At 50.6% G+C, this 21,244-nt stretch carries 20 protein-coding genes and 2 pseudogenes; 8 read left to right on the top strand and 14 right to left on the bottom strand.

Annotation, left to right across the window (positions count from 1 at the left end; all coding sequences use genetic code 11):
• The gene (locus AAF463_RS22780; RefSeq protein WP_192413355.1) at positions 1-993 is read left to right on the top strand and encodes a transketolase family protein; all 993 of its coding nucleotides are present in this window, start codon (positions 1-3) and stop codon (positions 991-993) included.
• Between the two features lie 96 nt (positions 994-1,089).
• Positions 1,090-2,424, top strand: coding sequence for an MFS transporter (locus AAF463_RS22775; RefSeq protein WP_350262186.1), 1,335 nt, complete (start codon positions 1,090-1,092; stop codon positions 2,422-2,424).
• 42 nt (positions 2,425-2,466) lie between these two features.
• Here the strand turns inward: AAF463_RS22775 and AAF463_RS22770 are convergent, their stop codons facing one another.
• The 4 genes and pseudogenes from AAF463_RS22770 to AAF463_RS22755 form a co-directional block, all read right to left on the bottom strand.
• A complete protein-coding gene (locus AAF463_RS22770) occupies positions 2,467-3,165 on the bottom strand; it encodes an FCD domain-containing protein (protein WP_350262185.1) in 699 nt (232 codons plus the stop codon).
• Between the two features lie 178 nt (positions 3,166-3,343).
• On the bottom strand, positions 3,344-3,643 hold the full coding sequence (locus tag AAF463_RS22765) for a putative quinol monooxygenase (protein WP_192413349.1): 300 nt from the start codon (positions 3,641-3,643) through the stop codon (positions 3,344-3,346).
• Between the two features lie 27 nt (positions 3,644-3,670).
• Positions 3,671-3,817, bottom strand: coding sequence for a hypothetical protein (locus tag AAF463_RS22760; RefSeq protein WP_350262462.1), 147 nt, complete (start codon positions 3,815-3,817; stop codon positions 3,671-3,673).
• Between the two features lie 83 nt (positions 3,818-3,900).
• A pseudogene (locus tag AAF463_RS22755) lies at positions 3,901-4,110 on the bottom strand (glutathione S-transferase N-terminal domain-containing protein); the annotation flags it as partial.
• A gap of 169 nt (positions 4,111-4,279) precedes the next feature.
• Here AAF463_RS22755 and AAF463_RS22750 point away from each other — a divergent pair.
• Entirely contained in the window at positions 4,280-4,879 is a 600-nt protein-coding gene (locus AAF463_RS22750; RefSeq protein WP_192413345.1) for a TetR/AcrR family transcriptional regulator, read from the top strand.
• A gap of 520 nt (positions 4,880-5,399) precedes the next feature.
• Here the strand turns inward: AAF463_RS22750 and AAF463_RS22745 are convergent.
• Positions 5,400-7,856 (bottom strand): membrane-bound PQQ-dependent dehydrogenase, glucose/quinate/shikimate family, encoded by a 2,457-nt coding sequence (locus tag AAF463_RS22745; RefSeq protein ID WP_350262184.1) that lies wholly within the window; start codon positions 7,854-7,856, stop codon positions 5,400-5,402.
• A 305-nt stretch (positions 7,857-8,161) separates the two neighbouring features.
• Here AAF463_RS22745 and AAF463_RS22740 point away from each other — a divergent pair, with 305 nt between their 5' ends.
• Complete coding sequence (locus AAF463_RS22740; protein WP_192235554.1) at positions 8,162-8,590, top strand: cupin domain-containing protein; 429 nt, start codon at positions 8,162-8,164, stop codon at positions 8,588-8,590.
• A 905-nt stretch (positions 8,591-9,495) separates the two neighbouring features.
• On the opposite strand, the gene AAF463_RS22735 is transcribed toward AAF463_RS22740, so the two are convergent.
• The 4 genes from AAF463_RS22735 to AAF463_RS22720 all read right to left on the bottom strand — a co-directional run bounded on the left by AAF463_RS22735 (position 9,496) and on the right by AAF463_RS22720 (position 13,418).
• The gene (locus AAF463_RS22735; RefSeq protein WP_350262183.1) at positions 9,496-10,518 is read right to left on the bottom strand and encodes an NADP-dependent oxidoreductase; all 1,023 of its coding nucleotides are present in this window, start codon (positions 10,516-10,518) and stop codon (positions 9,496-9,498) included.
• Positions 10,519-11,337, bottom strand: coding sequence for an oxidoreductase (locus tag AAF463_RS22730; RefSeq protein WP_350262461.1), 819 nt, complete (start codon positions 11,335-11,337; stop codon positions 10,519-10,521).
• Between the two features lie 132 nt (positions 11,338-11,469).
• Entirely contained in the window at positions 11,470-12,252 is a 783-nt protein-coding gene (locus AAF463_RS22725) for an SDR family oxidoreductase (RefSeq protein WP_350262182.1), read from the bottom strand.
• Between the two features lie 74 nt (positions 12,253-12,326).
• The gene (locus AAF463_RS22720; protein WP_350262181.1) at positions 12,327-13,418 is read right to left on the bottom strand and encodes an alkene reductase; all 1,092 of its coding nucleotides are present in this window, start codon (positions 13,416-13,418) and stop codon (positions 12,327-12,329) included.
• A gap of 133 nt (positions 13,419-13,551) precedes the next feature.
• Here AAF463_RS22720 and AAF463_RS22715 point away from each other — a divergent pair, with 133 nt between their 5' ends.
• Entirely contained in the window at positions 13,552-14,100 is a 549-nt protein-coding gene (locus tag AAF463_RS22715) for a TetR/AcrR family transcriptional regulator (protein ID WP_350262180.1), read from the top strand.
• A gap of 96 nt (positions 14,101-14,196) precedes the next feature.
• Here AAF463_RS22715 and AAF463_RS22710 read toward each other — a convergent pair.
• A pseudogene (locus AAF463_RS22710) lies at positions 14,197-14,513 on the bottom strand (tyrosine-type recombinase/integrase); the annotation flags it as partial.
• A 612-nt stretch (positions 14,514-15,125) separates the two neighbouring features.
• On the opposite strand from AAF463_RS22710, the gene AAF463_RS22705 reads away from it, so the two are divergent.
• Positions 15,126-15,671 (top strand): cysteine hydrolase family protein, encoded by a 546-nt coding sequence (locus tag AAF463_RS22705; RefSeq protein ID WP_350262179.1) that lies wholly within the window; start codon positions 15,126-15,128, stop codon positions 15,669-15,671.
• Between the two features lie 155 nt (positions 15,672-15,826).
• Here the strand turns inward: AAF463_RS22705 and AAF463_RS22700 are convergent, their stop codons facing one another.
• The 4 genes from AAF463_RS22700 to AAF463_RS22685 form a co-directional block, all read right to left on the bottom strand.
• Complete coding sequence (locus AAF463_RS22700) at positions 15,827-16,228, bottom strand: VOC family protein (protein WP_350262178.1); 402 nt, start codon at positions 16,226-16,228, stop codon at positions 15,827-15,829.
• Between the two features lie 293 nt (positions 16,229-16,521).
• The gene (locus AAF463_RS22695; RefSeq protein WP_350262177.1) at positions 16,522-17,643 is read right to left on the bottom strand and encodes an alkene reductase; all 1,122 of its coding nucleotides are present in this window, start codon (positions 17,641-17,643) and stop codon (positions 16,522-16,524) included.
• 101 nt (positions 17,644-17,744) lie between these two features.
• On the bottom strand, positions 17,745-18,518 hold the full coding sequence (locus tag AAF463_RS22690; RefSeq protein ID WP_110866701.1) for an enoyl-CoA hydratase/isomerase family protein: 774 nt from the start codon (positions 18,516-18,518) through the stop codon (positions 17,745-17,747).
• Positions 18,519-18,641: 123 nt separating this feature from the next.
• Complete coding sequence (locus AAF463_RS22685; RefSeq protein WP_350262176.1) at positions 18,642-19,523, bottom strand: LysR family transcriptional regulator; 882 nt, start codon at positions 19,521-19,523, stop codon at positions 18,642-18,644.
• 123 nt (positions 19,524-19,646) lie between these two features.
• Between AAF463_RS22685 and AAF463_RS22680 the strand changes: the two genes are divergently transcribed.
• Positions 19,647-20,279 (top strand): glutathione S-transferase family protein, encoded by a 633-nt coding sequence (locus AAF463_RS22680; protein ID WP_350262460.1) that lies wholly within the window; start codon positions 19,647-19,649, stop codon positions 20,277-20,279.
• A gap of 81 nt (positions 20,280-20,360) precedes the next feature.
• The gene (locus tag AAF463_RS22675; protein ID WP_110866704.1) at positions 20,361-21,080 is read left to right on the top strand and encodes an SDR family oxidoreductase; all 720 of its coding nucleotides are present in this window, start codon (positions 20,361-20,363) and stop codon (positions 21,078-21,080) included.
• The last annotated feature ends 164 nt before the right edge of the window (positions 21,081-21,244 follow it).

Raw genomic sequence — 21,244 nt, 5'->3', positions numbered from 1 at the left:
ATGACCACTAAAAAACTGACTACATCTGCCATGATTGCTTCAATTGCTGAAGAGGGGCAGGCAACCATTCCGGCTCCCTTTGGCCATGCCCTGGTCGAGCTCGCAAAAAAACACAATGATATCGTCGGCATGTCGGCAGACCTGGCGGCTTATACCGATCTGCATATTTTCTCGCGCGAGTTCCCGGAACGATTTTATCAGATGGGTATGGCTGAGCAGCTGCTGATGAGCGCCGCTGCAGGGCTGGCCCGCGAGGGGGCTACGCCTTTTGTCACCACCTATGCCGTGTTCGCCGCACGACGAGCCTATGATTTCATCTGTATGGCTATCGCAGAGGAAAAGCTTAACGTCAAAATCATCTGTGCATTGCCGGGGCTCACAACGGGATATGGCCCCAGCCATCAGGCAACCGAGGACATTGCTATTTTTCGCGGCATGCCGAACATGACCATCATCGATCCATGCGATGCCATTGATATTCAGCAGGCTATTCCGGCCATATATGAACATGAAGGTCCTGTCTATATGCGCTTGCTGCGAGGAAAAGTGCCGGTCATTCTGGATCGGTTCCCTGACTACAGGTTCGAGGTCGGAAAAGCGAAGCTGCTGGCAGACGGCCATCAGGCGCTGATTATTTCGACTGGCCTAATGACCATGCGCGCCATTCAGGCCCGTGACCTGCTGGAAAAAGAGGGTATCAGCGTCGCGATACTGCACTCGCCAACCATCAAACCCCTGGATGAAGCAACCATTTGCCGTGAGGCGGAAAAACGTAACTGTCTGGTGATCACCGCAGAAAACCACACGGTGATTGGCGGACTGGGCGAAGCCGTAGCCTCCGCGCTGATGCGAAACGGAATATTCCGGCCATTCAGGCAGGTCGGGCTGCCGGATAGATTCCTGGATGCTGGCGCGCTGCCAACGCTTCATGACCGCTATGAGATATCCGCACGTTCACTTGCCTCCAACATTGCATCCTGGATTAAACAATAAAGCATGTCATCCACACGCCTCTGCGTGTGCAGGGGTGTGTGCAACTCTGTTTTAAAGCCTTGCCATTGAAAATTTCCGAAAGATAAAGGGCTTATCATGATTGATAAATTAAAAAGGAAGAGTCAGTACAGATGGTTTGTGATAGCACTCATTTTTATACTCTTTATGGTTGCACAGGCAGACCGGGCAAACATCGGCTTCGCTATTCCTTTTATCCAGAAAGAATATGACCTGACCAATTCAGAGATAGGTCTCATCATCAGCCTGTTTTTTGCCGGTTACGGACTGTGCCAGATCCCGGCGGGCTTTTTTGTTAAACGTAAAGGGATCCGGTTTTCCTATGCCGCCGGTATGCTGTTGACATCCGTCTTCACGTTTATGATGGGCAAAGTTGATTCTGTCTGGCACCTTAAAATTCTGCGCGCGCTGGTGGGCGTCAGCGAAGCTCCCGTCGTGATCAGCTCAACGGCCACCATCAACAACTGGTTTCCAACGAAAGAGAAGGGGACGGCCACGGGCATTTTTCTGGCCGGTTCAAAATTCGGCCCGTTGCTGGTTCCTCCCATCTGTGCCTGGATTCTGATTCATTATGACTGGCGCCATATCTTTCTGTTCTTTTCAATACCGGGAGTCATTCTGGCTTTGGTGTGGTATGTCCTGGTCAGGAATACCCCGGCAGAAAGCCGCTTTGTGAATCAACAGGAGGCGGATTACATCGCGGAAGTCAGCCGTGATGAAGAAGGGAGCAGGCGACGTTTCAAAAGCCGGGCGTTCCGATATGTCTTCATTGACCGCATGATCAGAACGACAAAGCTCACCCCACTCGACTCATCCCGGTCTATTTTCCGATCATGGGATATTTACGGTGCAGCAATCGGTTACATGTGCATGGTGGGGATTGTTGACGGCGTGATTATGTCCTGGCTGCCAAAATATCTTCTGCAGGAACACAAGCTGTCCATCGTGGCTTCCGCGGCGCTGGCTGCCACGCCGTTCGCCGGAAACGTGATAGGGAATCTATGCGGCGGCTGGATTTCGGATAATCTGCTGGCCAGGCGCCGTAAGCCCCTGATGATGTTCAGTGCAGTCTGCACGATTGTGATGACAGGGTTGATGACTATAGCGCCACAGAACCCCTACCTGCTGGGCCTGCTGCTGTTCTGCCTGGGATTTCTGATAGCGCTGGGGTACTCAGCTTACTCGGTATATGCCATGGCTCGGGCGTCCAGGGAAACCTATCCGGTCGCTTACGCGATTATTAACATGGGCGGGCAGCTGGGAGCGGTGTGTATGCCTCTGATCGTCGGAGTATTGCTGGATAACTACAGCTGGAATGCGGTGTTCATCACGCTGGGTATCGCCGCAGCACTTTGTCTGGTGGTGGTCTTTACCATTCGTGAACCTCTGCCTGCAGGTGCTGAACTGGAGTGATAAACAGCCAATGTAACCGGCTGCACGCAGCCGGTTGCACGATCACTGCATAAGCAGATTCATCAGCATATTTTCCCGCTCCCAGTGGGCGAAATGTGCCTCCATGGCTGCCCTGGCGGCATCGGGATCGCGGGCCGCAATGGCCTTAACAATATCTTTGTGATTACTGTTAATGCGGGTTTCCGATTCGTTCAGACCTTTCATGATGCTGCGTCGTTTTCTCAGCAAATCGGCGATGAAAGAAGCGATGCTCTGATAAAAAAGCATGATGACAGGATTATGGGTCATACCAGCCAGCACAAGGTGAAACTGATAGTCTGCCTCAACCTTTTCTTCAAAACCTTCAACCGTCACTATCAGATCGCTCAGGCGTTCGAGTTCGGCAATTTCTTCATCAGATGCATGCGTGGCCGCTTCTTCGGCCAGCATTTTCTCGAACATTTCCCGGGCGTCTTCGATGGTATCGAGCGAGATGTAGCCTAACTGTGAGGCAATATCAAAATAGAGGTTGGCAAATGACAGGCGAGGCATTCTGAGAAACGTTCCGCTTCCCTGATTACGCTCAATAAAACCAAAAAATTCCAGAGAGGAAAGGGCATTTCGGATAATGGATCGCTGAACCCCCATTTTTTCCGCCAGGACCCGTTCAGAAGGCAGTCTGTATATGCCATTTTTATCAATCGCAGCAGTCGCGAGTATCCGTTTGATCAGGGACTGACTTTCTTCGGGGATTCCGGTCATGTTTATCACATAAGATGATTACAGAGGGCGGGTGGGTTACCGAATATCCTAACGCCTGCATCAGGGGATGACAACATAAGAGGCGTGCCGGGCGGAGACAGAACAGCATTCTGAGCAAAAGTTTCTTGTTCTCCCCGCAGGTAATGAAATCAGACCATTACCTGCCGGTCAGATGGTTTCAGGCGTTTCCGCCCGCTATTTTTTTCAGTGCCACGACTTCTGAATGCTCAATATACGGCGGGAGTTCGCTGAAGAGTTTAACGATATGGTCAGCATTCAGATGCTTTTGCAGTAGGTCAAGAGAAGACCATTCTTCGGTCCAGACAAAACGACGGGGATTCTTTGCGTCCTGGTTAAGCTGATAAGTAATGCAGCCTTCTTCACTCAGAGTTCTCGCAATGACGCTGCAAAACATTTCATGAACCTTATCTTCAAAGCCTTCCTTAACGGTAAATAATGCGACGACTGGTACAGTCATAGTGCCTCCTGAATAGTAACAATTGGCTTATTGAGCCTGATCAAACAAGTTATTCACGCCGCTCAGGGCAGACATGAAATCAAGATAGTTGCGCGTCTTTGCACCGAATCGGATGTCATTGACAATCGTGAGCGAGCGCAATAAGGGATAAAGCCTGAAGTCCGATTCATTGATCTCTTCCCAGTACTCCAGGAGAGTCTCGAGTTCACCGAGCTGGCATTCCCTGTGCCTTTCAGGAACCTCCCGCCATACTGCCCATCAACGTAGTGAACGATATCCCTACTCCCAGCCATGAAAGTGCCGTCGTCCTTCTCAAGAATGGGAGCAATCTTTTTACCGACCATGCTGGTGGGCGTTTCAGCATCAGCTTCAGACATAACGCGCAGTTCAAAAGGAATTTTCTTTATCCCGAAAATCATGCGGGCCCGGACGCAGAATGGACAATGCTCGTAAATATATAACTTCATCAAGCAGCCTCCCTGTAGATTCTAGATTACTCACAAGTAACATTACTCAAAAGTAATGTTACTTGTGAGTAATCTTGGTGTCCACACATAATCCTTTATTTTACTTAGCTGTTAGAGAGTGATTACACTAGATGCGTTGCTGATCCAGTTTACTTATCGGAGCCCTGCTTTGTCACATCGCGTTACCCAGCCTCAGAACAGTCCGCAGCCTACCAGAGGCGAAGTAACCCGCCAGCGCCTGCTGGAGCATGCCTGCCGCGAATTCGCCAGACTGGGATTTCACAGCACTAAAGTGAGCAATATCGTCAAAGCCAGCGGGCTAAGCCAACCCACGTTTTACATCTATTTTGACAGCAAAGAAGCCGCATATGAGGAGCTCGTTCATGAGTTTCGCCGCAGACTCAGGATCATCACGAAAGATTTGCTGATCCAAAAGCCCATCGGCGGAGAAGCCTTGGTCAAAAGTCTCCAGTTCAGCTTTATCAGTTTCCTGAGTTTTCTCGCAGAAGATCCGGATCTGACAGAAATTGGTCTGTTCCAGCCGCCGGGCTGCACAGAAACTAAAGCCTCGCTCGCCGTATGGATCGCGGACAACATTGCACAGGAGCAGGAGCTGGGGGTATTCAGCAAGGACGTCGATGCGCTGACGGTCGCGCGATGCTTCGTCGGGATGATCGATCAGGCTGCCAGGGTTCCCCGGGATGAAATGACTTTGGAAGATCTGGCAATGGGCTGTGCGCGTGTGCTGTGTAAGGGCATAGGGCATTGAGTCGGGTTTTACACCCTTAATCGAAAAAGTGGCGGCAAAAAAACTAAAACTCAGACATCTGTCCTACTAATGACACTGATAGAGCCTGCACCTCCACGTCTGCAAAAAATTTAACCATTTCTACCGCATCAACGAGGGTAAATCCCCGTTGCGTGCTGTCTGTGGTCGCGTTTAGCGTCTCACTCGCATAAAGTGTATAGCTTTTCCCGTCTCTTTTTACTGCATGGTTAACTTGCCTGACAGTACTTAGGCTGCATCGGCATGGGTGGGTATGCCGGGGTAATTCCGTGTGGGGTGGGAGGGGCATACGCATGACGGAAAGCTGTGGCCTGCCCGAAGGATAGTGCTAATAAGGCTGCCCGCTCCATGCTTTATCGCTCTGAAGTACGAGTTCGTGCTGCAGGTAAACCTGCTGCGGTTTTTTTTAGCGTGTTCATCCTTCATACACTCTGCTTAAATTTAATTATCGCACTGAGTGTAGCAGCCGCAAAAACGGCACCCGCAGGTGCCGTGATGGCTATCAGATTGTGTCCGGTAACGCGTAGGCGATGACATAATCGCCTTTACCTGTTCTCATGAAATGATGTCCGGTTGCTTCGATCACCACATACTCTTTACCGTTCTGTTCATAAACCATTGGGTTTGCCTGGCCACCTGCCGGCAGCGGCGCTGACCAGACCGTTTTCCCGGTTCTAATATCAATGGCACGGATAAGGTCATCCGTCGCTGCTGCAATGAAGACCAGCCCGCCTTTTGTGACGGCAGAACCCCCATTGTTAGGCGTTCCGATGTTGATCGGCATACCGGTTGGAATGCCAAATGGACCGTTTTTCCTGGCCGTCCCCAGCGGGCGATCCCAGACGGTGTGCCCGGTACGCAAATCAATTGCACGAATGCCACCGTACGCGGGCTCGTTGCAGAGCATGCCGGTAAAGCCATTCTGCCAGCCCGGGTTGATGTTCAGCGCAAACGGCGCGCCGCTCTGAGGTGTCAGCGGACTGGCATGGGTGTCAAGGTTATAGCCAATTTTATCCGAAGGATGGACGTGAAGCTTATCCGCAACGCTCCTTGCCACAAACTCGGTATAGTTAACGGTGTTGTTATAGTTGGCAATGACTAGACCATTCACAGGGTCAACTGAAACGCCACCCCAGTCACTTCCGCCGTTGTAGCCCGGATAGGAAATAAACGGTCTTCCGATTGAGCCCGGCGTATAGGCGCCTCTGTAGTCAGCCTGCTGGAATTTAATCCGGCAGTACAGCTGGTCCAATGGCGTCAGTCCCCAGGTGCTGGCAGGCGTCAGATCCGGTTTGCGCATGCTGTTGAAAGTGGAATATGGCTGGGTCGGCGAACGCTTATCCGGGTCGGTTCCTCCCTGTGGCGCTGGCTTTTCAATCACATCAAACAGCGGCTTGCCATTTTCACGATTAAGAACGTAAAGCTCAGCGTTTTTGGTCGGCAGAATGATAGCGGGAATTTTACTGCCATCGGCCTGAGGATAGTCAACGAGGGTAGGAGGTGAGCCCAGATCGAAATCCCAGATGTCATGATGGGTCGTCTGGAAGTTCCAGCGCGGGAGCCCGGTGTTGATATCAAGTGCTACCAGCGAATCGCCGTACTTCAGCTCAGCAGGGGTACGCGGCGCGCTCCAGTAGTCACCGGAAGGGTTAGCGACAGGAAGATACACCAGCCCCAGTTTTTCATCACCGGTAAACGAGGTCCAAACGTTAGGACTTCCGCGCTTGTAAGCGTCATTGCCGTGCTTGGGCGTGGCGTCCTCTGGATTAGCAGCATCCCATGCCCACTTTAGCTTGCCGGTTCGAACGTCGTAGGCTTTAGTAACGCCTGGCGGGCCAAAGACACGCTGGCCGTCAATGACCTGATGACCAACAACAATCGTATCCCTGATCACTACCGCTCCGGAGGTAATCGAAACGTAGCCGGTGTAGGTTTCACCCATATCCTTAAGGATGGATACCTCACCGTTCTTGCCGAAATCAGTGCAACGGGTTCCGTCCTGCGCATCCACCTCGAATACACGGGCATCCAGCGTGCCCAGAATGATCCTGCGATCGCAGTGCTGATACACGCTGGCGGTGGCAGGAGCGGGCTGCGAAGGTTGTTGAGAGGGTTTCTGAGTACCGTCAAAATAGGCCAGAGAGCGGCATGCGGGGGTATATGGCAGCGCATCCCGGTTAATTTTAGGGTCAAAGCGCCATTTTTGTTTTCCCGTAGTAGGGTCTAAGGCGACTATGTTGTTTGCAGCTGTACAGACATAAAGGAAATCACCCACTTTGATTGGTGTGTTCTCCGTTCCCCAGCGAGCGCCTGGTGGCAAATCTCCCGCATGAGTCTGCCAGGCAACCTTCAATTTACTGACGTTTGCAGGCGTAATCTGTGACGTTGAAGAATAACGTGCTGCAGACAAATTTCCACCATAGGCAGGCCAGTCATTTTTGACCTCCTGTGAAGTGGTTCCGGTACCGGTGTCAGCGGAAAAGTTTTTACCGTCAGGTGCCGGAAAACCATTGGCTTCGGTCGTGTTATGAGGAAGAAATGCCAGACCGCCCGCGCCAATAAAGGTGAGAACCAGTACTCCCGTCACAGCCCCGCTGTGCTTACGCTGCAGGCGTGGAAGCAGCGTTGACAGGTGGAAGGAGAACGCGATCGCCAGCAGCAGTATCAGTGCGAAACGAGGCACCCAGCGCCAGTAATCCGTACCGGATTCAGATATCGTCCAGAACAGCGTGCCGAAGAACAGCAGGCTGAACCAGAGAACCGCAATAGCTTTCCCCCTGAAAAGGGCCACCCCAGACAGAATGCTGAGGACGCCTGCAATGGCGTAATACCAGTTACCTCCCAGCGAGATAAGCCAGACACCGCCGGCAAGCATGTAGATTCCCAACAGCAACAGTATTGCTGCAAGCAGTTTACCGACCCATCCTGGACGGTTCTTGAGGTTTGAAGGTTGATTCACGATTATGACCTTGCCTGTATGAATAATTAAACTAAATAAAGCGCGCAAATTGTTATCACGATGTAAGTATTTTGTCACACCAGTTATTTATATTAAGCACTAATTATCCAACGGGCTTTTAATTCATGAGTGCATGAGAAAAAACTCATCATATTAAAAATGAAAATGTATGCCTATAGTTTTAAGGGGCAGGTGCGCTTGAGTAGTGAGGTATTAATCAGATGGTTGGGTTCATAAAATATCTGCTTTATTTATCTCATAAAGTACGCATCTGAAATTTCGTTAACTTTAAAAAGGGATTAAATATGGGAACTAAAAGCCAAAAGAAATCCGAGCGGTTCATTCCTGCTGAAATAGCTAAGAAACTCCCTGAGACCTCTGAAAGCATGCTGGCGGATGAATATCTGACGGACAGGCCTCAAGCCAGTTGCAGGGTCTTCCGAGCCTACAAAGGTGTTCCCCCGCATTTCCATCAACAGTGTGATGAGTATTTATATGTTGTATCTGGCAGAGGGACGTTCTGGATGGAAGATGAAAGCACCGAGGCCGAGTTTGCTCCGGGTCACCTGTTATTTTTTGAGCGTAACGTGGTTCATGCGCTGCCAACGCTCATTGAAGAGCCCGTCGTTTTCCTGTCCATCGACAGTCCCCGTCGGGAACCTGATGATATCATTTTTGTGAACCCTGAGGACGGCTCTGCGTCTGATTTTATGCTACGTAACGGGCAGGGATAGCGCGCAATTGCCCGATGTTCTGCCGTGAGTGTTCTGGCGACAGAGGTCGGGCAGGCCACATATCAAAGCTGTACCTGTCATGCGTGGCATGGTCTTCTGACACAGAGTTCAGTTAGTGTGATTTCATTCAAAAGCAATAAGTCAGCTAAAGCCGATTTGGAAATCAGTATTTGTTTCAACCGATTCACCATTAATCGCATTTTCCAGACTGAGTGAATTTTTTCACCTATAGCCATGGCATTATCAATTAACTCATCCAAATCATGATCTGTCACCACGACCGCATTTCCGTCTTTATTCTTTCCGCCACGATGCACCAGATGTTAACGTTTTAACGTAGCTAATTCGATAGCATCAATTGGCGCTTCGCAGATAAATATCAAAGGTGGTTTTAAATCGCTTTTTTAATACGAGCAGCATTATGCTAACTAGCGCTGATATGATGCTCCTTCACTACTTTGATAAGCTCTTCCCTGATTTTTCAACCGCTTCTCCTTTGAAGGTAGGGGCGATGATCTCTTTGCTGAATTTGAGCTCGGTTTTGTACTTTTCAATAAATTCGGCAATGTATTAATCATCTTTATTAATACGCATTAATGAATAATTCAACAAAGAGCGTTTCATAGGCCGTATTGACATTCGTGTACAAGATACTAAACCGATGATCTTTTCGCTCATTTTTAAAATCACCGTCAGCCAGAGATCTTATACCTTCAACTATTAATTTCTCATTCAGAGCCGTCGCATCCGCTTATGGCAGGAAACGGACGCGCGCGTCAGGCTCGCTATGAGCGAATAGCGGACATACAAGGCCATCAATTTAGATGACAACATGGCCTTGATATATCGTCAAATTAGTGGCGTTTTTCTTTCGATATTTTTTAAACAGATTCAAATTTCATTTGTTATGACTCCTGCATCTTAACGACTACTTTGCCCTTCGCGTGCCCCTGACCCAAATAGGCAAGAGCTTCTTTTGCTTCTATAAAAGGGAATACATTGTCGATCACTGGCCTGATTTGTTCTGCCTCAATGAGTTTGCCGATTTGGGCGAGCTGATCGCCATCAGGACGGACAAAAAGAAATGAATAAATGAGGCCTCGATTTTTTGTAAGACGTATGATCTTGCGGCTCATCAGCCCGAAAACTAAACGCAGCAGGACGTTGAGTCTCCGCGACCGGGCGAACGCAGCATCTAATGGACCGATGAGAGAAACAATCTTTCCACCCGGCTTGAGAATTTGAGTGGATTTTTCAATTGAATCGCCTCTGATAGTGCCGAGAACCACATCGTAACCGCTCAGCTCGTTTTCAAATTCCTGCTTTTTATAATCAATCACTTCGTCTGCGCCCAGATGACTCACCCACCCGGCGTTGTCTGTGCTGGTTGTCGTGGCCACCTGTGCGCCAAGGTGCTTCGCCAGTTGGATGGCAAAACTGCCAATCCCCCCGGAACCTGCCGGGATGAAGACCTTCTGACCAGGCTGCAACCCGGCTCGCTCTGTCAGCGCCTGCCAGCATGTGAGGCTCACCATCGGGAGCGAAGCCGCCTGCACGAAATCCAGGTTCGTGGGTTTTATGGCTGCAGCGCTCTCTGGCACCACTGCAAACTCCGCAAGAGAACCTATTCCCGTGTCGAAAGTGCTGGCGAAAATTTCGTCACCTGGCTTGAACCGCATCACTCGACTCCCCACGGCGATGACAACCCCGGCTAAATCGCTTCCCAAAGTAGCGGGGAGTTTAAAATGCAAAACCGGTTTGAATATTCCGGTTGGGATCATGTTATCAATCGGGTTCAGACCCACAGCGAAAACTTTTACCAGAATTTCATTATCATCGGGGGAAGGGCAATCGATGTTATCGAATCCCAGCTCAGGGGATTTACCATAGCGTTTAAACGTAAGTGCTTTCATCGTCTTATTCTTCATTTATTTTTTCGCATCAAGCTGAAGACTTTTGCGCACCACATTATCCAGGAATGACGCAGGGGCGAATCTGAGAATAAAATTCAATTGACCTGCCAGCCTTCCCGCCGTGTAGCGCACCTTCGGGCGTAAAGTCTGAGCAGCTTTAACCACCACGTCAGCCACCACCTCCGGACTTTCCGCCTCAGCCATTGCCTTACTCACCACTTTCGTCAGCTTAGCCCGGATCTGGTCATACTCCTGAAGCTTTGCATCCGCCTCGATATTATTGGCTTCAAACTGTGTTTTCATGTAGGCAGGTTCGATGACAGACACTCTGATGCCCTGTGTGCGCAGTTCATGATCCAGTGCTCCGGTATACCCTTCGACCGCATGCTTACTGGCAGCATAAAGTGCCACATACGGCAACGGAACGATGCCGAGGATCGAACCGATATTGATGATGCGTCCGCTGCCCTGACGGCGCATATGAGGGATCACTGCGCGGCTCAACCTGACGATGCCCAGAAAGTTGGTGTCGAAAATGTGTTTGACCTGTTCAACAGAACTCTCTTCCGCCGCCGCTGGAGCAACCCCAAAGCCCGCATTATTGACCAGAACATCGATTCGCCCCTCCAGACGCAGCAACTCCTCAATGGCGGCCTCAACAGAAGCGTCGTCCGTCACATCCAGCGCCAGTAAAGGAAATGGATGCTTTCCCGCCTGAGCGCCACGACGGCTCGTACCATATACCGTAAATCCTGCGGCTAAAAGTTTATGACCAGACGCTTCGCCGATACCCGAGGACGCGCCGGTAACCAGTGCAACACGTTTTTTTGCCATGCTGAATAAGGCCTTCATGAGATGTTTCAGGTTTCTCATCGCTGATGAGACGACAGGCTGTAATGGATTTATGTCGGATTTACCGCTGTGCAGAACAGCCGGAAGACCGTTCTGCACAGGACACCTCATTGATTACAGTGCTTTATATCGTTCTGCGGATTCATCTTGTTTGATGTCTGAAAGCAGAGCCTGACGCGAAGCATCGAGGGTGTCCCAGCGGGCAGCAACATGTAAAGGCGGAATGGTAACCCGTTCACGGCGGTCAAAACCTACCAGTGCGGCATCCACTAACTCGCCCACTTCCATGAATTTTGCCGAGTTAGTGATGTCGATACCCGCACGGTCCCAGATTTCCGTGTAAGTGCCGGCAGGGAGCACCGCCTGGATATAAATGCCTTTAGATGACAGCTCGACATTCATTCCCTGAGACAGAAAAAGCACGAAGGCTTTGGTGGCGCCGTAAACCGTCATGGCAAATTCTGGGGCGAGGCCGACGATGGAACTGATGTTGACGATCGATCCCTCGCCTGCTTGCACAAAGCGTGGTGCCACGGCACTGGCAAGTCTCGTCAGCGCAGTAACATTAAGCGCGATAAGGCTTTCTATTGAATCAGGTGTCTGCTCTGTAAAACTGCCGGACTGTGCAATACCCGCGTTATTGATAAGAATGCCAATCTGCGCGTCTTCACGCAGGCGAGCTTCGACCACAGCTAAATCGCTCGTTTGCGTAAGGTCAGCAGGCAAAACATCGACAGAAATGCCATTTTCCTGTCGCAGACGATCGGCCAGTATTTCTAACTTCGTTTTGTCGCGCGCAACCAAAACCAGGTCGTGGCCCCGGCGAGCGAACCGTTCAGCGTAAACCGCACCAATACCCGTGGATGCGCCTGTAATGAGAACTGAAGCTTTAGTCATAATTTGATCTTCTTTATTAAAGTGTAAACAGAATTCGCCATGTGCGATGTATGAAGAACCGTCACACCGGTGCTTTACTTACTGGTCTCAGTCAGCGACGGGTAATCGGTATATCCCGCTGCGCCACCGCCATAAAGTGTTTCAGGATTGATTGAGGCCAGAGGTGCGCCCGTCTTCAGCCTTTCGACCAGATCGGGATTGGAGATGAACGGGCGACCAAACGCGAACAGATCGGCTTTACCCTGCGCAAGCTGAGCGGACGCCAGTTCCAGGTCATAGCCATTGTTGCCAATGTAGGTGTTTTTAAAACGCTGGCGCAGGGAGTCGTAATTGAACGGGGATACATCACGCGGGCCGCCCGTCGCACCTTCAACTACATGGAGGTACACGATGCCTAATGCGCTGAGTTGGTCAGCGACGTAATCATATTGCTGCTGCGGATCACTGCACGAAATCGCATTAGCAGGAGAAACCGGTGAAATACGTACGCCGGTGCGGTCAGCACCAATCTCATCTTTTACAGCCGCCGTGACTTCCAGAAGCAGGCGCGCACGATTCTCAACAGAGCCGCCGTATTCATCAGTTCGCTGATTTGCGCCATCTTTGAGGAACTGTTCCAGTAGATAACCATTCGCGCCGTGAATCTCTAAGCCGTCAAAGCCGGCGGCAATGGCATTGGCCGATGCCGTTCTGAAATCGTCGATAATCCCCGGTATTTCCTGCAACTCCAGCGCACGTGGCTCAGAAACATCAGCAAAGCCATTGTTCACAAAGGTTTTTGTCTCGGCGCGAATGGCAGACGGCGCGACCGGTGCAGCACCACCCGGCTGTAAATCGACATGAGAAATTCGTCCTACGTGCCATAACTGTACAAATATGCGCCCACCTTTGGCATGCACCGCGTCAGTCACTTTACGCCAGCCATCGATCTGAGCCTGCGTGTAGATCCCCGGCGTATCCTGATAGCCCTGCGCCTGTGCGGAGATCTGCGTGGCTTCAGTGATCAGCAATCCTGCTGTGGCACGCTGGGCGTAGTAGGTCGCCGCCAGTTCGCCCGGTACCAGCCCCGTTCCGGCCCGGTTACGTGTCAGCGGTGCCATCACGATGTGGTTGGCCAGTGTTAGTGAGCCAAGTTCATAGGGTTGAAATAATGTCTGATTCGTCATGCTTATTCGCCCGTTAATGGTGGGTTGAGGTGTCAATATAATGATGATGATCATAATCTATAATGTCAACTCGTTTGATTACGGTCATCATCAATGTATACTTAAACTCAATTTTTAAGAGGGGCAGGAAAGCATGAAAGTGTCGAAAGAGCAGGTTCGGGAAAACCGGACACGCATTGTTGAAACGGCCTCAGAACTCTTTCGCGAACGCGGTTACGATGGCGTGGGCGTGGCGGAACTGATGTCAGCGGCAGGCTTAACCCATGGCGGGTTTTACAAGCACTTTGGTTCAAAAGCAGACCTGATGGCGGAAGCGATGAGCTGCGGATTTACGCGTACTGCAGAAAGCACGGCAGATGTGGACCGGGAAAAATTTATTGCATACTACCTCTCCCGACAACATCGCGATGATATGGGAAAAGGGTGCGTGATGTCAGCACTGGGCACCGATACATCCCGTCAGTCTGAATCAATCAAGGCGACATTTGCCGCCGGACTTGAACGCCAACTCGCCGTTTTAGGAACTGAAAATGGCACGCGCGCTGACCTGATAGATACCATCGCCCATCTTGTGGGTGCACTGGTGTTGTCTCGTGCCTGCCCAGATAATTCCGCTCTGGCTGATGAAATTCTGGATGTCTGCCGTGCGCGTCTTGTTAATCATGAAGCCAGTGAGGATTGAATGTGTTGGGCTTAGGGGACTTTTTTTCAGCAGTGCATATAAATAAATCATCAACGTCTGCTTCTGGCACAGGGCTGCTGTTGCAACCCTCGCTAGTTAGACTTCAATCGATTCAGATATCTCCAGGGCATCATCGACTTTAATGCCCAGGTAACGAACTGTGCTTTCGAGTTTTTTATGGCCCAACAGAAGCTGGATTACCCTCAGATTTTTTGTTTTTTGTAGATTAGATAAGGTTTAGTCCTGCGCATAGAATGCGTGCTGTAAAGCGAATCGTAGAGACCGAGCTTCTCAATCCATCCGTGAAAAATACGGTTATATTGCCGGGTTGAGATGTGGCGTTCTGAGCCAACGCGAGACTGGAATAGATAGTCGCCATTTCGCAGGTGAGCCATTTTGATCTTGGCCGCTACTGCCCCCTGCGCAGTATGAAGAATACAGAGTAGCCACTTTAAGTAAGGCGGAATGTGTCAAACTTTTCGATGAAACTAACCACAAAAAGTTCATCCTTAGCCACGAACGCAGTTTCATGAAGCCGTTGCTATCTGATAAACAGCATTAACCTGTTGTAAGATGCACTGAGATAAATAGACGAGCTTAGCCAGGTGAAACTGCATAACTCAGATAATATCTGCTTCTGCCAAAAAGTGTAATGACGTCAGGCCAATGTCCCATATTAGCGAGAAGCGGAAGCCAAATTGCTTTCCTTTGCGGGTCAGGGGGTGCCAACAAAGCTCGGCAATATTCAGGAAACATATTTGTTGAATCCGGTAAATCTCAGTGCTAAAAGAAAAGAGCAGTTTTTTTGGATTCGTTGTGTTTCCTGTTCCTGATACCCAACCCATAAGAGAAAGTCAGAAAATGATTAAGTCAGTTCATCCAGTTACAACCGTTACCACCACCGGAACTTTCGGCGGCGTGGGCGTATCTGTGACTGGCTCCTGACAAAACAGACTCTGACTCCCCGCCAAACCGGACGGGGAAGAAAATTTCTCCGTTCATGACTCACTGAATGGAGATACATCATGATTTCATCTGAAAATGCGCTTTTAGTTATCGATATGCAGCAGGGACTTTTCCGTGGCCCCGCCTCACCGTATTTTGCCGACTCGGTTCTGTCTAACATCTGCTTGCTGATTGAAAAAGCGAGGCAGGCTAAGGTGCCCGTATTTTTTGCCCGCCACACCGGACCTGATGATTCTCACTTCTCTGAGCAAAGTCCGTTGACACAACTGATACCCGAAATGAATGTGAACGCCGAGCACGATGTCGTGTTTATCAAAAAGCACCCCAACTGTTTCCGGGATACGAACCTGCAGCATCAGCTTAGCCAGCGAGGTGTTAAGGAACTGGTTATCGCCGGGATGAAAACAGAATTCTGTGTGGACACTACCTGCCGCGCAGCACCGGAACAGGGATTCAGTACCGTGCTGATTTCAGATGCGCACACGACAATGGATAACAATTACCTTTCCGCAAATGAAATCATCAGCCACCACAACGTCACACTAGCTGGCCCGTTTGTGTCGCTCGCGACAGCAGCTGACTGGGCCTTTCACTCTGAGAAATGAGTTGAGACTGAGAGCCGCCCTCAGGGCGGCTAAGGTGCTTAAAGTCCGCTTCAGGCACGAAGCAGAAGTGCGTCTTAGACAAGGTCCGCTATGAGCGAAAAGCGGACATTATTTTGGGGGCGGAAACGTCGTAATGACTCAACCGTTAGGGAGTTTTAATTTTGCTTGTTATGGTAAAGATCCCAGCGGTTGCCGTACAGGTCCTCAAATACAACTACTGTTCCGTACTCCTCTTCGCGAGGCTCTTGGGAGAATGTAACGCCTTTTAATTTCATGGAGTTGTAGTCGCGCCAAAAGTCATCAGTTTGCAGAAAAAGGAATACCCTTCCACCACATTGATTGCCTATAAAATCTTCCTGCCTCTCATTTGAAGCGCGTGCCAGTAGAAGATTGCAATCGCTTTCCGGGTTAGGTGTGATTACGACCCAACGTTTACCCTGCTGAGGTGTATCTTCAACGAGAGTAAACCCCAGCGTTTCCGTGTAATACTCAATTGCCCGATCATAGTCATCAACGACTATGGCCACATATCCCATGCATCGCTTCTGCGTTCTCATTTCTGTTCCATTAGGTTTCAGACATAACTACCAAGAAACATTTTTTTAACATAAATGATCCTTAGTTGCATTATGGGTTTGTCCAAAGCACTGAAGTCTGCTTTTCGCTCATAGCGGACATGGGCCTGCACAACGTCCGTTATGAGCGAAAAGCGGACGTCTCAGCTTTAAAAAGTTGATGTCGATTTTAAATTACAAATGATCCGGTATTAGTTTGGCGTACCGGATCATCAATAATGACTAAATTTTCTATGGTTCTAAAGCACATGTGGTCGATGCAATCAAACCACCCTTTACAGCGGTAAAGGGGAATAAGCAGGAAAATCGTTATAACCTCGCGCGTCCCCGCCAAAGAAGGTGTCGCGGTTAAATGCGGTCAATGGGAATGCATGGCGAATACGCTCTGGCAGGTCGGGGTTTGAAGTGAAAAGGCGACCAAAGGCGATGAGATCAGCGTCACCCTGTTGCAGCATACTTTCTGCATCATCCGGCTTGAAACCGCCTGCCGCAATAATGGTTCCCTGATAAAAAGCACGCAAATCTCGGCTTGCGACCGGTTCGGAATAATGTCCTGACTCCCTGTCATCTGGACCGACGATACGGGGTTCAATAATGTGCAAATAGGCCAGCTCTAACGGGTTCAATTGCTCGACCAGATAGCGGAAAGTCGCCGTGGGATTACTGTCATGCATATCGCCATAGATACCGCTCGGTGAAATACGTAAGGCAACGCGTCCCGGCCCCCACACAGCATTGAGTGTTTCCACTGACTCCAGCAAAAAACGCGCACGGTTTTCAAGGCTGCCACCGTAGTTATCAGTGCGCTGATTGCTGCCATCCAGCAGAAACTGTTCAGGTAAATAGCCATTGGCTGCATGCAACTCGACACCATCAAATCCAGCGGCTTTGGCTCGAAGGGCGGCCTGTCGCAGCTCATCCATAAGACCTTTTATCTCACTCGTTTCTAAAGCACGGGGCTCAGGAAAAAGTTTGCCCTCATACGCGCCTTGGGGATTTTTAACCACGCCATAGGTATCTCTGGCGATCAGCGCAGAAGGGGCGATGGGCTGGCGGCCTGCTGACAATTCAGGCAGCGACTGGCGGCCCGGATGCCAAAGCTGAAGTACGATTTGACTGCCACGAGCATGTACCGCCTCGACTAATCGTTGCCAGCCCGACTGTTGTTCATCAGTAAAAATACCCGGAGCATCTTCATAAGCGTTAGCAAAGGGAGACACAGCGGTTGCTTCAGCGATAAGTAGTCCTCCCTGACTTGCACGCTGGCGATAGTATTCAATCATTAATTCGCCCGGGATACCGCCCTTTACGGTTCGCATGCGCGTGGTGGGCGCCATCACCACGCGGTGACTCAGCTGTAATTTTCCAGCAGAAACAGGTAACAGTAACGTCTTCATAATATTCCCCTCGCAATGAGGAAGAGCTCCTGTTCACAGGGAGTTCCTCGTTATGGTCATTATCAAGTTCAGTGGTTTACTTTATCGGTGGTGGCTAGCCATCAGGCCTGTTGCTGAGCCATGGTGTGTACAACCTGGGCCGCGCTTATTCCCTCAAGGGCCAGACCATAACCAATGCCTTCTTCTAACAGTCGTTTCAGGCGTTGAGTCAGTGCAATACGGGTATAACGCGAGGTCAGCGGCGGAAGGGCGGCAATACCGTCAGCAATTTCATGTGCACGAGCAAGGAGGTTGTCTGCGGGAACAATTTCGTTCACGACCCCCCACTCTTTCGCCGTCTGTGCATCAAGCACCTGACGGGTAAGCAGGAAGTAACGACCGCGTATTGAGCCAATGACTTCTGGCCACAAAATGTGAACGCCATCGCCGGGAACAATACCGAATTCGAAATGGGGTTTATCCTGGAAAACCGTCTCTGGAGTTGCCAGTACGATATCGGTCAGCAAGGCATATTCGCTATGAAGCAGCACCGGGCCATTTAACGCGGTGATCATCGGGACTTCGATATCCAGAATGTTGCTGAGCACCTTTTTGCCTTCACGCAGGATTTTATCGAAACCGAGCGGACTGAAGAAATCGAACCCTTCCGGGCTGATGGCGTCCATAAAGGCATCACCTGAGCCGGTGAGGATCACCGCGCGGTTTTCACGGTCTTCGCCGATGGCGTGAAAAAGGGAAACAAACTGTTCGTGGGTGTGGCCATCAAAAACCAGTTTTTCACCGGCTGTGTGGAACTGGACTTCCAGTACGCCATTGGGTTTGCGCGTCAGGCGGGCATTGGCAAAGGCATTACGATAAGAGTCAAACGTTGTCATGGAGGCGATCCTTGTTGTTTCCAGCCCGGAGTGGCTGGCCGTGAAACAACACTATTCCATTCCCAATAAAATGGGATCGCCTCATGATTAGATAACAGCTATTCCCATAAGGAATAGCTATAGCTATTTTTTCGCCATGATGGTTTCTACAAAGCCGGCGAACTGTCGTGCTTTGGCGCTTGCCAGACGGCCATTAGGGAACACGGCCCACAAATCGATGGATGGCAGCTGCCATGCCGTTAGCACTTTTCTGACCGCGCCGCTTTTAAGTTCCCCTGCAAACATCCAGTCAGAAGCAATGCACAATCCCATATGACTGAGCACGGCAGCGCGCTGACCTTCGGCGGCACTGACTCGAATGCGCCCTCTCAAAGAAATGGGAATAACCGCGTCCTCACGGGTAAATGACCACAGGCTTGGCTGAGGGTTATAAAGAACGGCATCATGTTCTGCCAGTTCGGCTGGCGTGCTGGGCTCCCCTTTGCTGGCAAGATAGTCTGGCGTGGCGATAACGGATCGTGGACTTGTCGCCAGTTTACGGGCTACGGCAGTAGAGTCGGGCAGGTTTCCCATCCTTAACGACACGTCAACACCTTCGGCAATCAGGTCAATCACCCGGTCATCAAGAATGACGTCCACATCCAATTCGGGGTGTTCCCCAAGAAAACGTGGAAGCTGAGGAATGACATGCAGCCTCGCGAACGTGGTGGCTGCTGAAATGCGTAATTTTCCGGACAGCCCTTTTCCCGCGCCTCTGGCGGCCAGTTCAGCCTCGTCTGCTTCCTGCAAGGCGAGACGCGCCCGCTCGTAAAATCGCTGGCCTGCCTCGGTTGGTGTCAGGCCATGGGTTGAACGGGTCAACAAACTGGTGTGTAAGCGGGCTTCTAGCTGAGCCACAATTTTCGATACGGCAGGTTGACCGATGTTGAGCTGTCTGGCCGCAGCTGAAAAGGACCCTGTATCAACTACGCGAATAAACGTGGCCATAGCCTGAAAGCGATCCATCTCATTCCCCTGAAGAATAGTTGTTATCCCGGCAGGATATCTACCATTCCCGTGACGTGCCAGCCAATATCTTGCACAGCACCTCGGGAATGGCCCGGCGGTAATTTAAACCAGGAAAGGATCATGATAGATATCTATGCATTTGCTACGCCTAACAGCATCAAAGTGCCGATTGCGCTGGAAGAACTCGGTCTTGATTATATTTTACACGCTGTGAATGTGCGTAAAGGAGAGCAGAAATCGGCTGAATTCATCACCCTTAATCCTAACGGCAAAGTCCCGGTGCTTGTCGATACGGATGCCGGTTTCGGGAAGCGGGTGCTGACCGAATCCGCCGCTATTCTGGTTTATCTTGCCGAAAAGAACGGAAAACTTTTGCCTGCCGCTGGCCTGGAAAGAGCGCGCGTATTTGAGCAGTTATTTTTTCATGCTTCTGGACTGGGGCCTGCTTTTGGTCAGGCCGGATTCTTTCTACGTCAGGCAGCTGGGCCGCAACCGCTGGCAATGCAACGTTTTTCATCAGAAGCCGACCGTACAGTAAAAGTGCTGGATAGCATCCTTGCCGATCATGAGTTTGTCGCTGGAGAGGCATTTTCGATTGCCGATATCGCGCACTTTGGCTGGTTGTGGCGTCGCGAGTTTGCTGGCGTAAGCCTTGAAAACGCACCGAATGTTACACTGTGGTTTGAACAGATGGCGGCACGCCCTGCCGTCAAGCGCGCGATTGAACGCGTTAACGCGCTCGCCTCAGTTTGAGGCGCTGCACTTTAGAATATCTGAGAGATGGTTTTTAACCCTGTTCCGGCGCTCTGTCCCTGAGATCAATAACTGGAGTAAATGATGAAGAAAACATTTCTGATTACCGGTGCCAGTAAGGGCATCGGGCTGGCACTGTCCCATCGGCTTGCCGGTGCGGGGCATCAGGTGGTTGGACTGGCGCGAGGCGCTAACCCACACTTTCCCGGTACCTTAATCAACGCAGATCTGGCAGACGTTGAGCAAACCCGCCAGACCTTTGAATCCTTGAGTCAGCAATTCGTCTTTGACGGGATAGTAAACAACGTCGGGCTGGTAAAGCCACAGCGCCTTGGTGAAATCGATTTAATCCAGTTTGACGATGTGATGCGCGTCAATCTCTTCCCGGCGATACAGGGAACTCAGGCTATTCTGGCTGGAATGAAGGATCGGGGCTGGGGAAGGATCGTCAATATTTCCAGTCTTACCGTGCTGGGCAGCGTTGAGCGGACCGCGTATGCCGCAGCTAAAGCGGCCTTGATTAGTTTCACCCGTAACTGGGCTTTGGAACTCGCTCAGACCGGAATTACCGTGAATGCCGTGGCGCCCGGTCCTACTGAAACCGAACTTTTCAGGGCAAACAATCCGCCAGGAAGTGAGGGTGAGGCGCGCTATCTTGCGGGTGTACCTATGAAACGGTTTGGGCAACCGGTTGAGATCGCTGCAACAATTGCCTTTCTGATGTCGGAGGATGCGGCCTTTATAACAGGACAAACCTTATATGTTGATGGCGGTGCATCGATAGGCAACCTAATTTTTTGATAGGTAAAAATCGAGGCCAGAATCAAATTTTGCCCCTTCAAGTGACTTAATAGCGGCATGCTGTTATGTCCGCTGTTGGCGAGAAGCCGACATGCATACTGCACGATCCACTTTAACCACGAAGCAGGTCATGTGTTTACAGCTCTGAGAGCGTTGAGAAGAAA

Origin of the sequence: Pantoea sp. BJ2 (assembly GCF_040255075.1) — a bacterium.
Classification (GTDB): Bacteria; Pseudomonadota; Gammaproteobacteria; order Enterobacterales; family Enterobacteriaceae; genus Pantoea; species Pantoea leporis.
The sequence above is the reverse complement of the archived record's forward strand: the minus strand, read 5'-3'. Positions and strand labels throughout refer to the sequence as shown.

Excerpts from the sequence above, each read along its gene's own strand:
- AAF463_RS22780 (WP_192413355.1), top strand. The coding sequence starts at position 1 with ATGACCACTAAAAAACTGACTACATCTGCCATGATTGCTTCAATTGCT.
- AAF463_RS22775 (WP_350262186.1), top strand. The coding sequence starts at position 1,090 with ATGATTGATAAATTAAAAAGGAAGAGTCAGTACAGATGGTTTGTGATA.
- AAF463_RS22770 (WP_350262185.1), bottom strand. The coding sequence starts at position 3,165 with ATGACCGGAATCCCCGAAGAAAGTCAGTCCCTGATCAAACGGATACTC.
- AAF463_RS22765 (WP_192413349.1), bottom strand. The coding sequence starts at position 3,643 with ATGACTGTACCAGTCGTCGCATTATTTACCGTTAAGGAAGGCTTTGAA.
- AAF463_RS22740 (WP_192235554.1), top strand. The coding sequence starts at position 8,162 with ATGGGAACTAAAAGCCAAAAGAAATCCGAGCGGTTCATTCCTGCTGAA.
- AAF463_RS22735 (WP_350262183.1), bottom strand. The coding sequence starts at position 10,518 with ATGAAGAATAAGACGATGAAAGCACTTACGTTTAAACGCTATGGTAAA.
- AAF463_RS22730 (WP_350262461.1), bottom strand. The coding sequence starts at position 11,337 with ATGGCAAAAAAACGTGTTGCACTGGTTACCGGCGCGTCCTCGGGTATC.
- AAF463_RS22725 (WP_350262182.1), bottom strand. The coding sequence starts at position 12,252 with ATGACTAAAGCTTCAGTTCTCATTACAGGCGCATCCACGGGTATTGGT.
- AAF463_RS22720 (WP_350262181.1), bottom strand. The coding sequence starts at position 13,418 with ATGACGAATCAGACATTATTTCAACCCTATGAACTTGGCTCACTAACA.
- AAF463_RS22715 (WP_350262180.1), top strand. The coding sequence starts at position 13,552 with ATGAAAGTGTCGAAAGAGCAGGTTCGGGAAAACCGGACACGCATTGTT.
- AAF463_RS22705 (WP_350262179.1), top strand. The coding sequence starts at position 15,126 with ATGATTTCATCTGAAAATGCGCTTTTAGTTATCGATATGCAGCAGGGA.
- AAF463_RS22700 (WP_350262178.1), bottom strand. The coding sequence starts at position 16,228 with ATGAGAACGCAGAAGCGATGCATGGGATATGTGGCCATAGTCGTTGAT.
- AAF463_RS22695 (WP_350262177.1), bottom strand. The coding sequence starts at position 17,643 with ATGAAGACGTTACTGTTACCTGTTTCTGCTGGAAAATTACAGCTGAGT.
- AAF463_RS22690 (WP_110866701.1), bottom strand. The coding sequence starts at position 18,518 with ATGACAACGTTTGACTCTTATCGTAATGCCTTTGCCAATGCCCGCCTG.
- AAF463_RS22685 (WP_350262176.1), bottom strand. The coding sequence starts at position 19,523 with ATGGATCGCTTTCAGGCTATGGCCACGTTTATTCGCGTAGTTGATACA.
- AAF463_RS22680 (WP_350262460.1), top strand. The coding sequence starts at position 19,647 with ATGATAGATATCTATGCATTTGCTACGCCTAACAGCATCAAAGTGCCG.
- AAF463_RS22675 (WP_110866704.1), top strand. The coding sequence starts at position 20,361 with ATGATGAAGAAAACATTTCTGATTACCGGTGCCAGTAAGGGCATCGGG.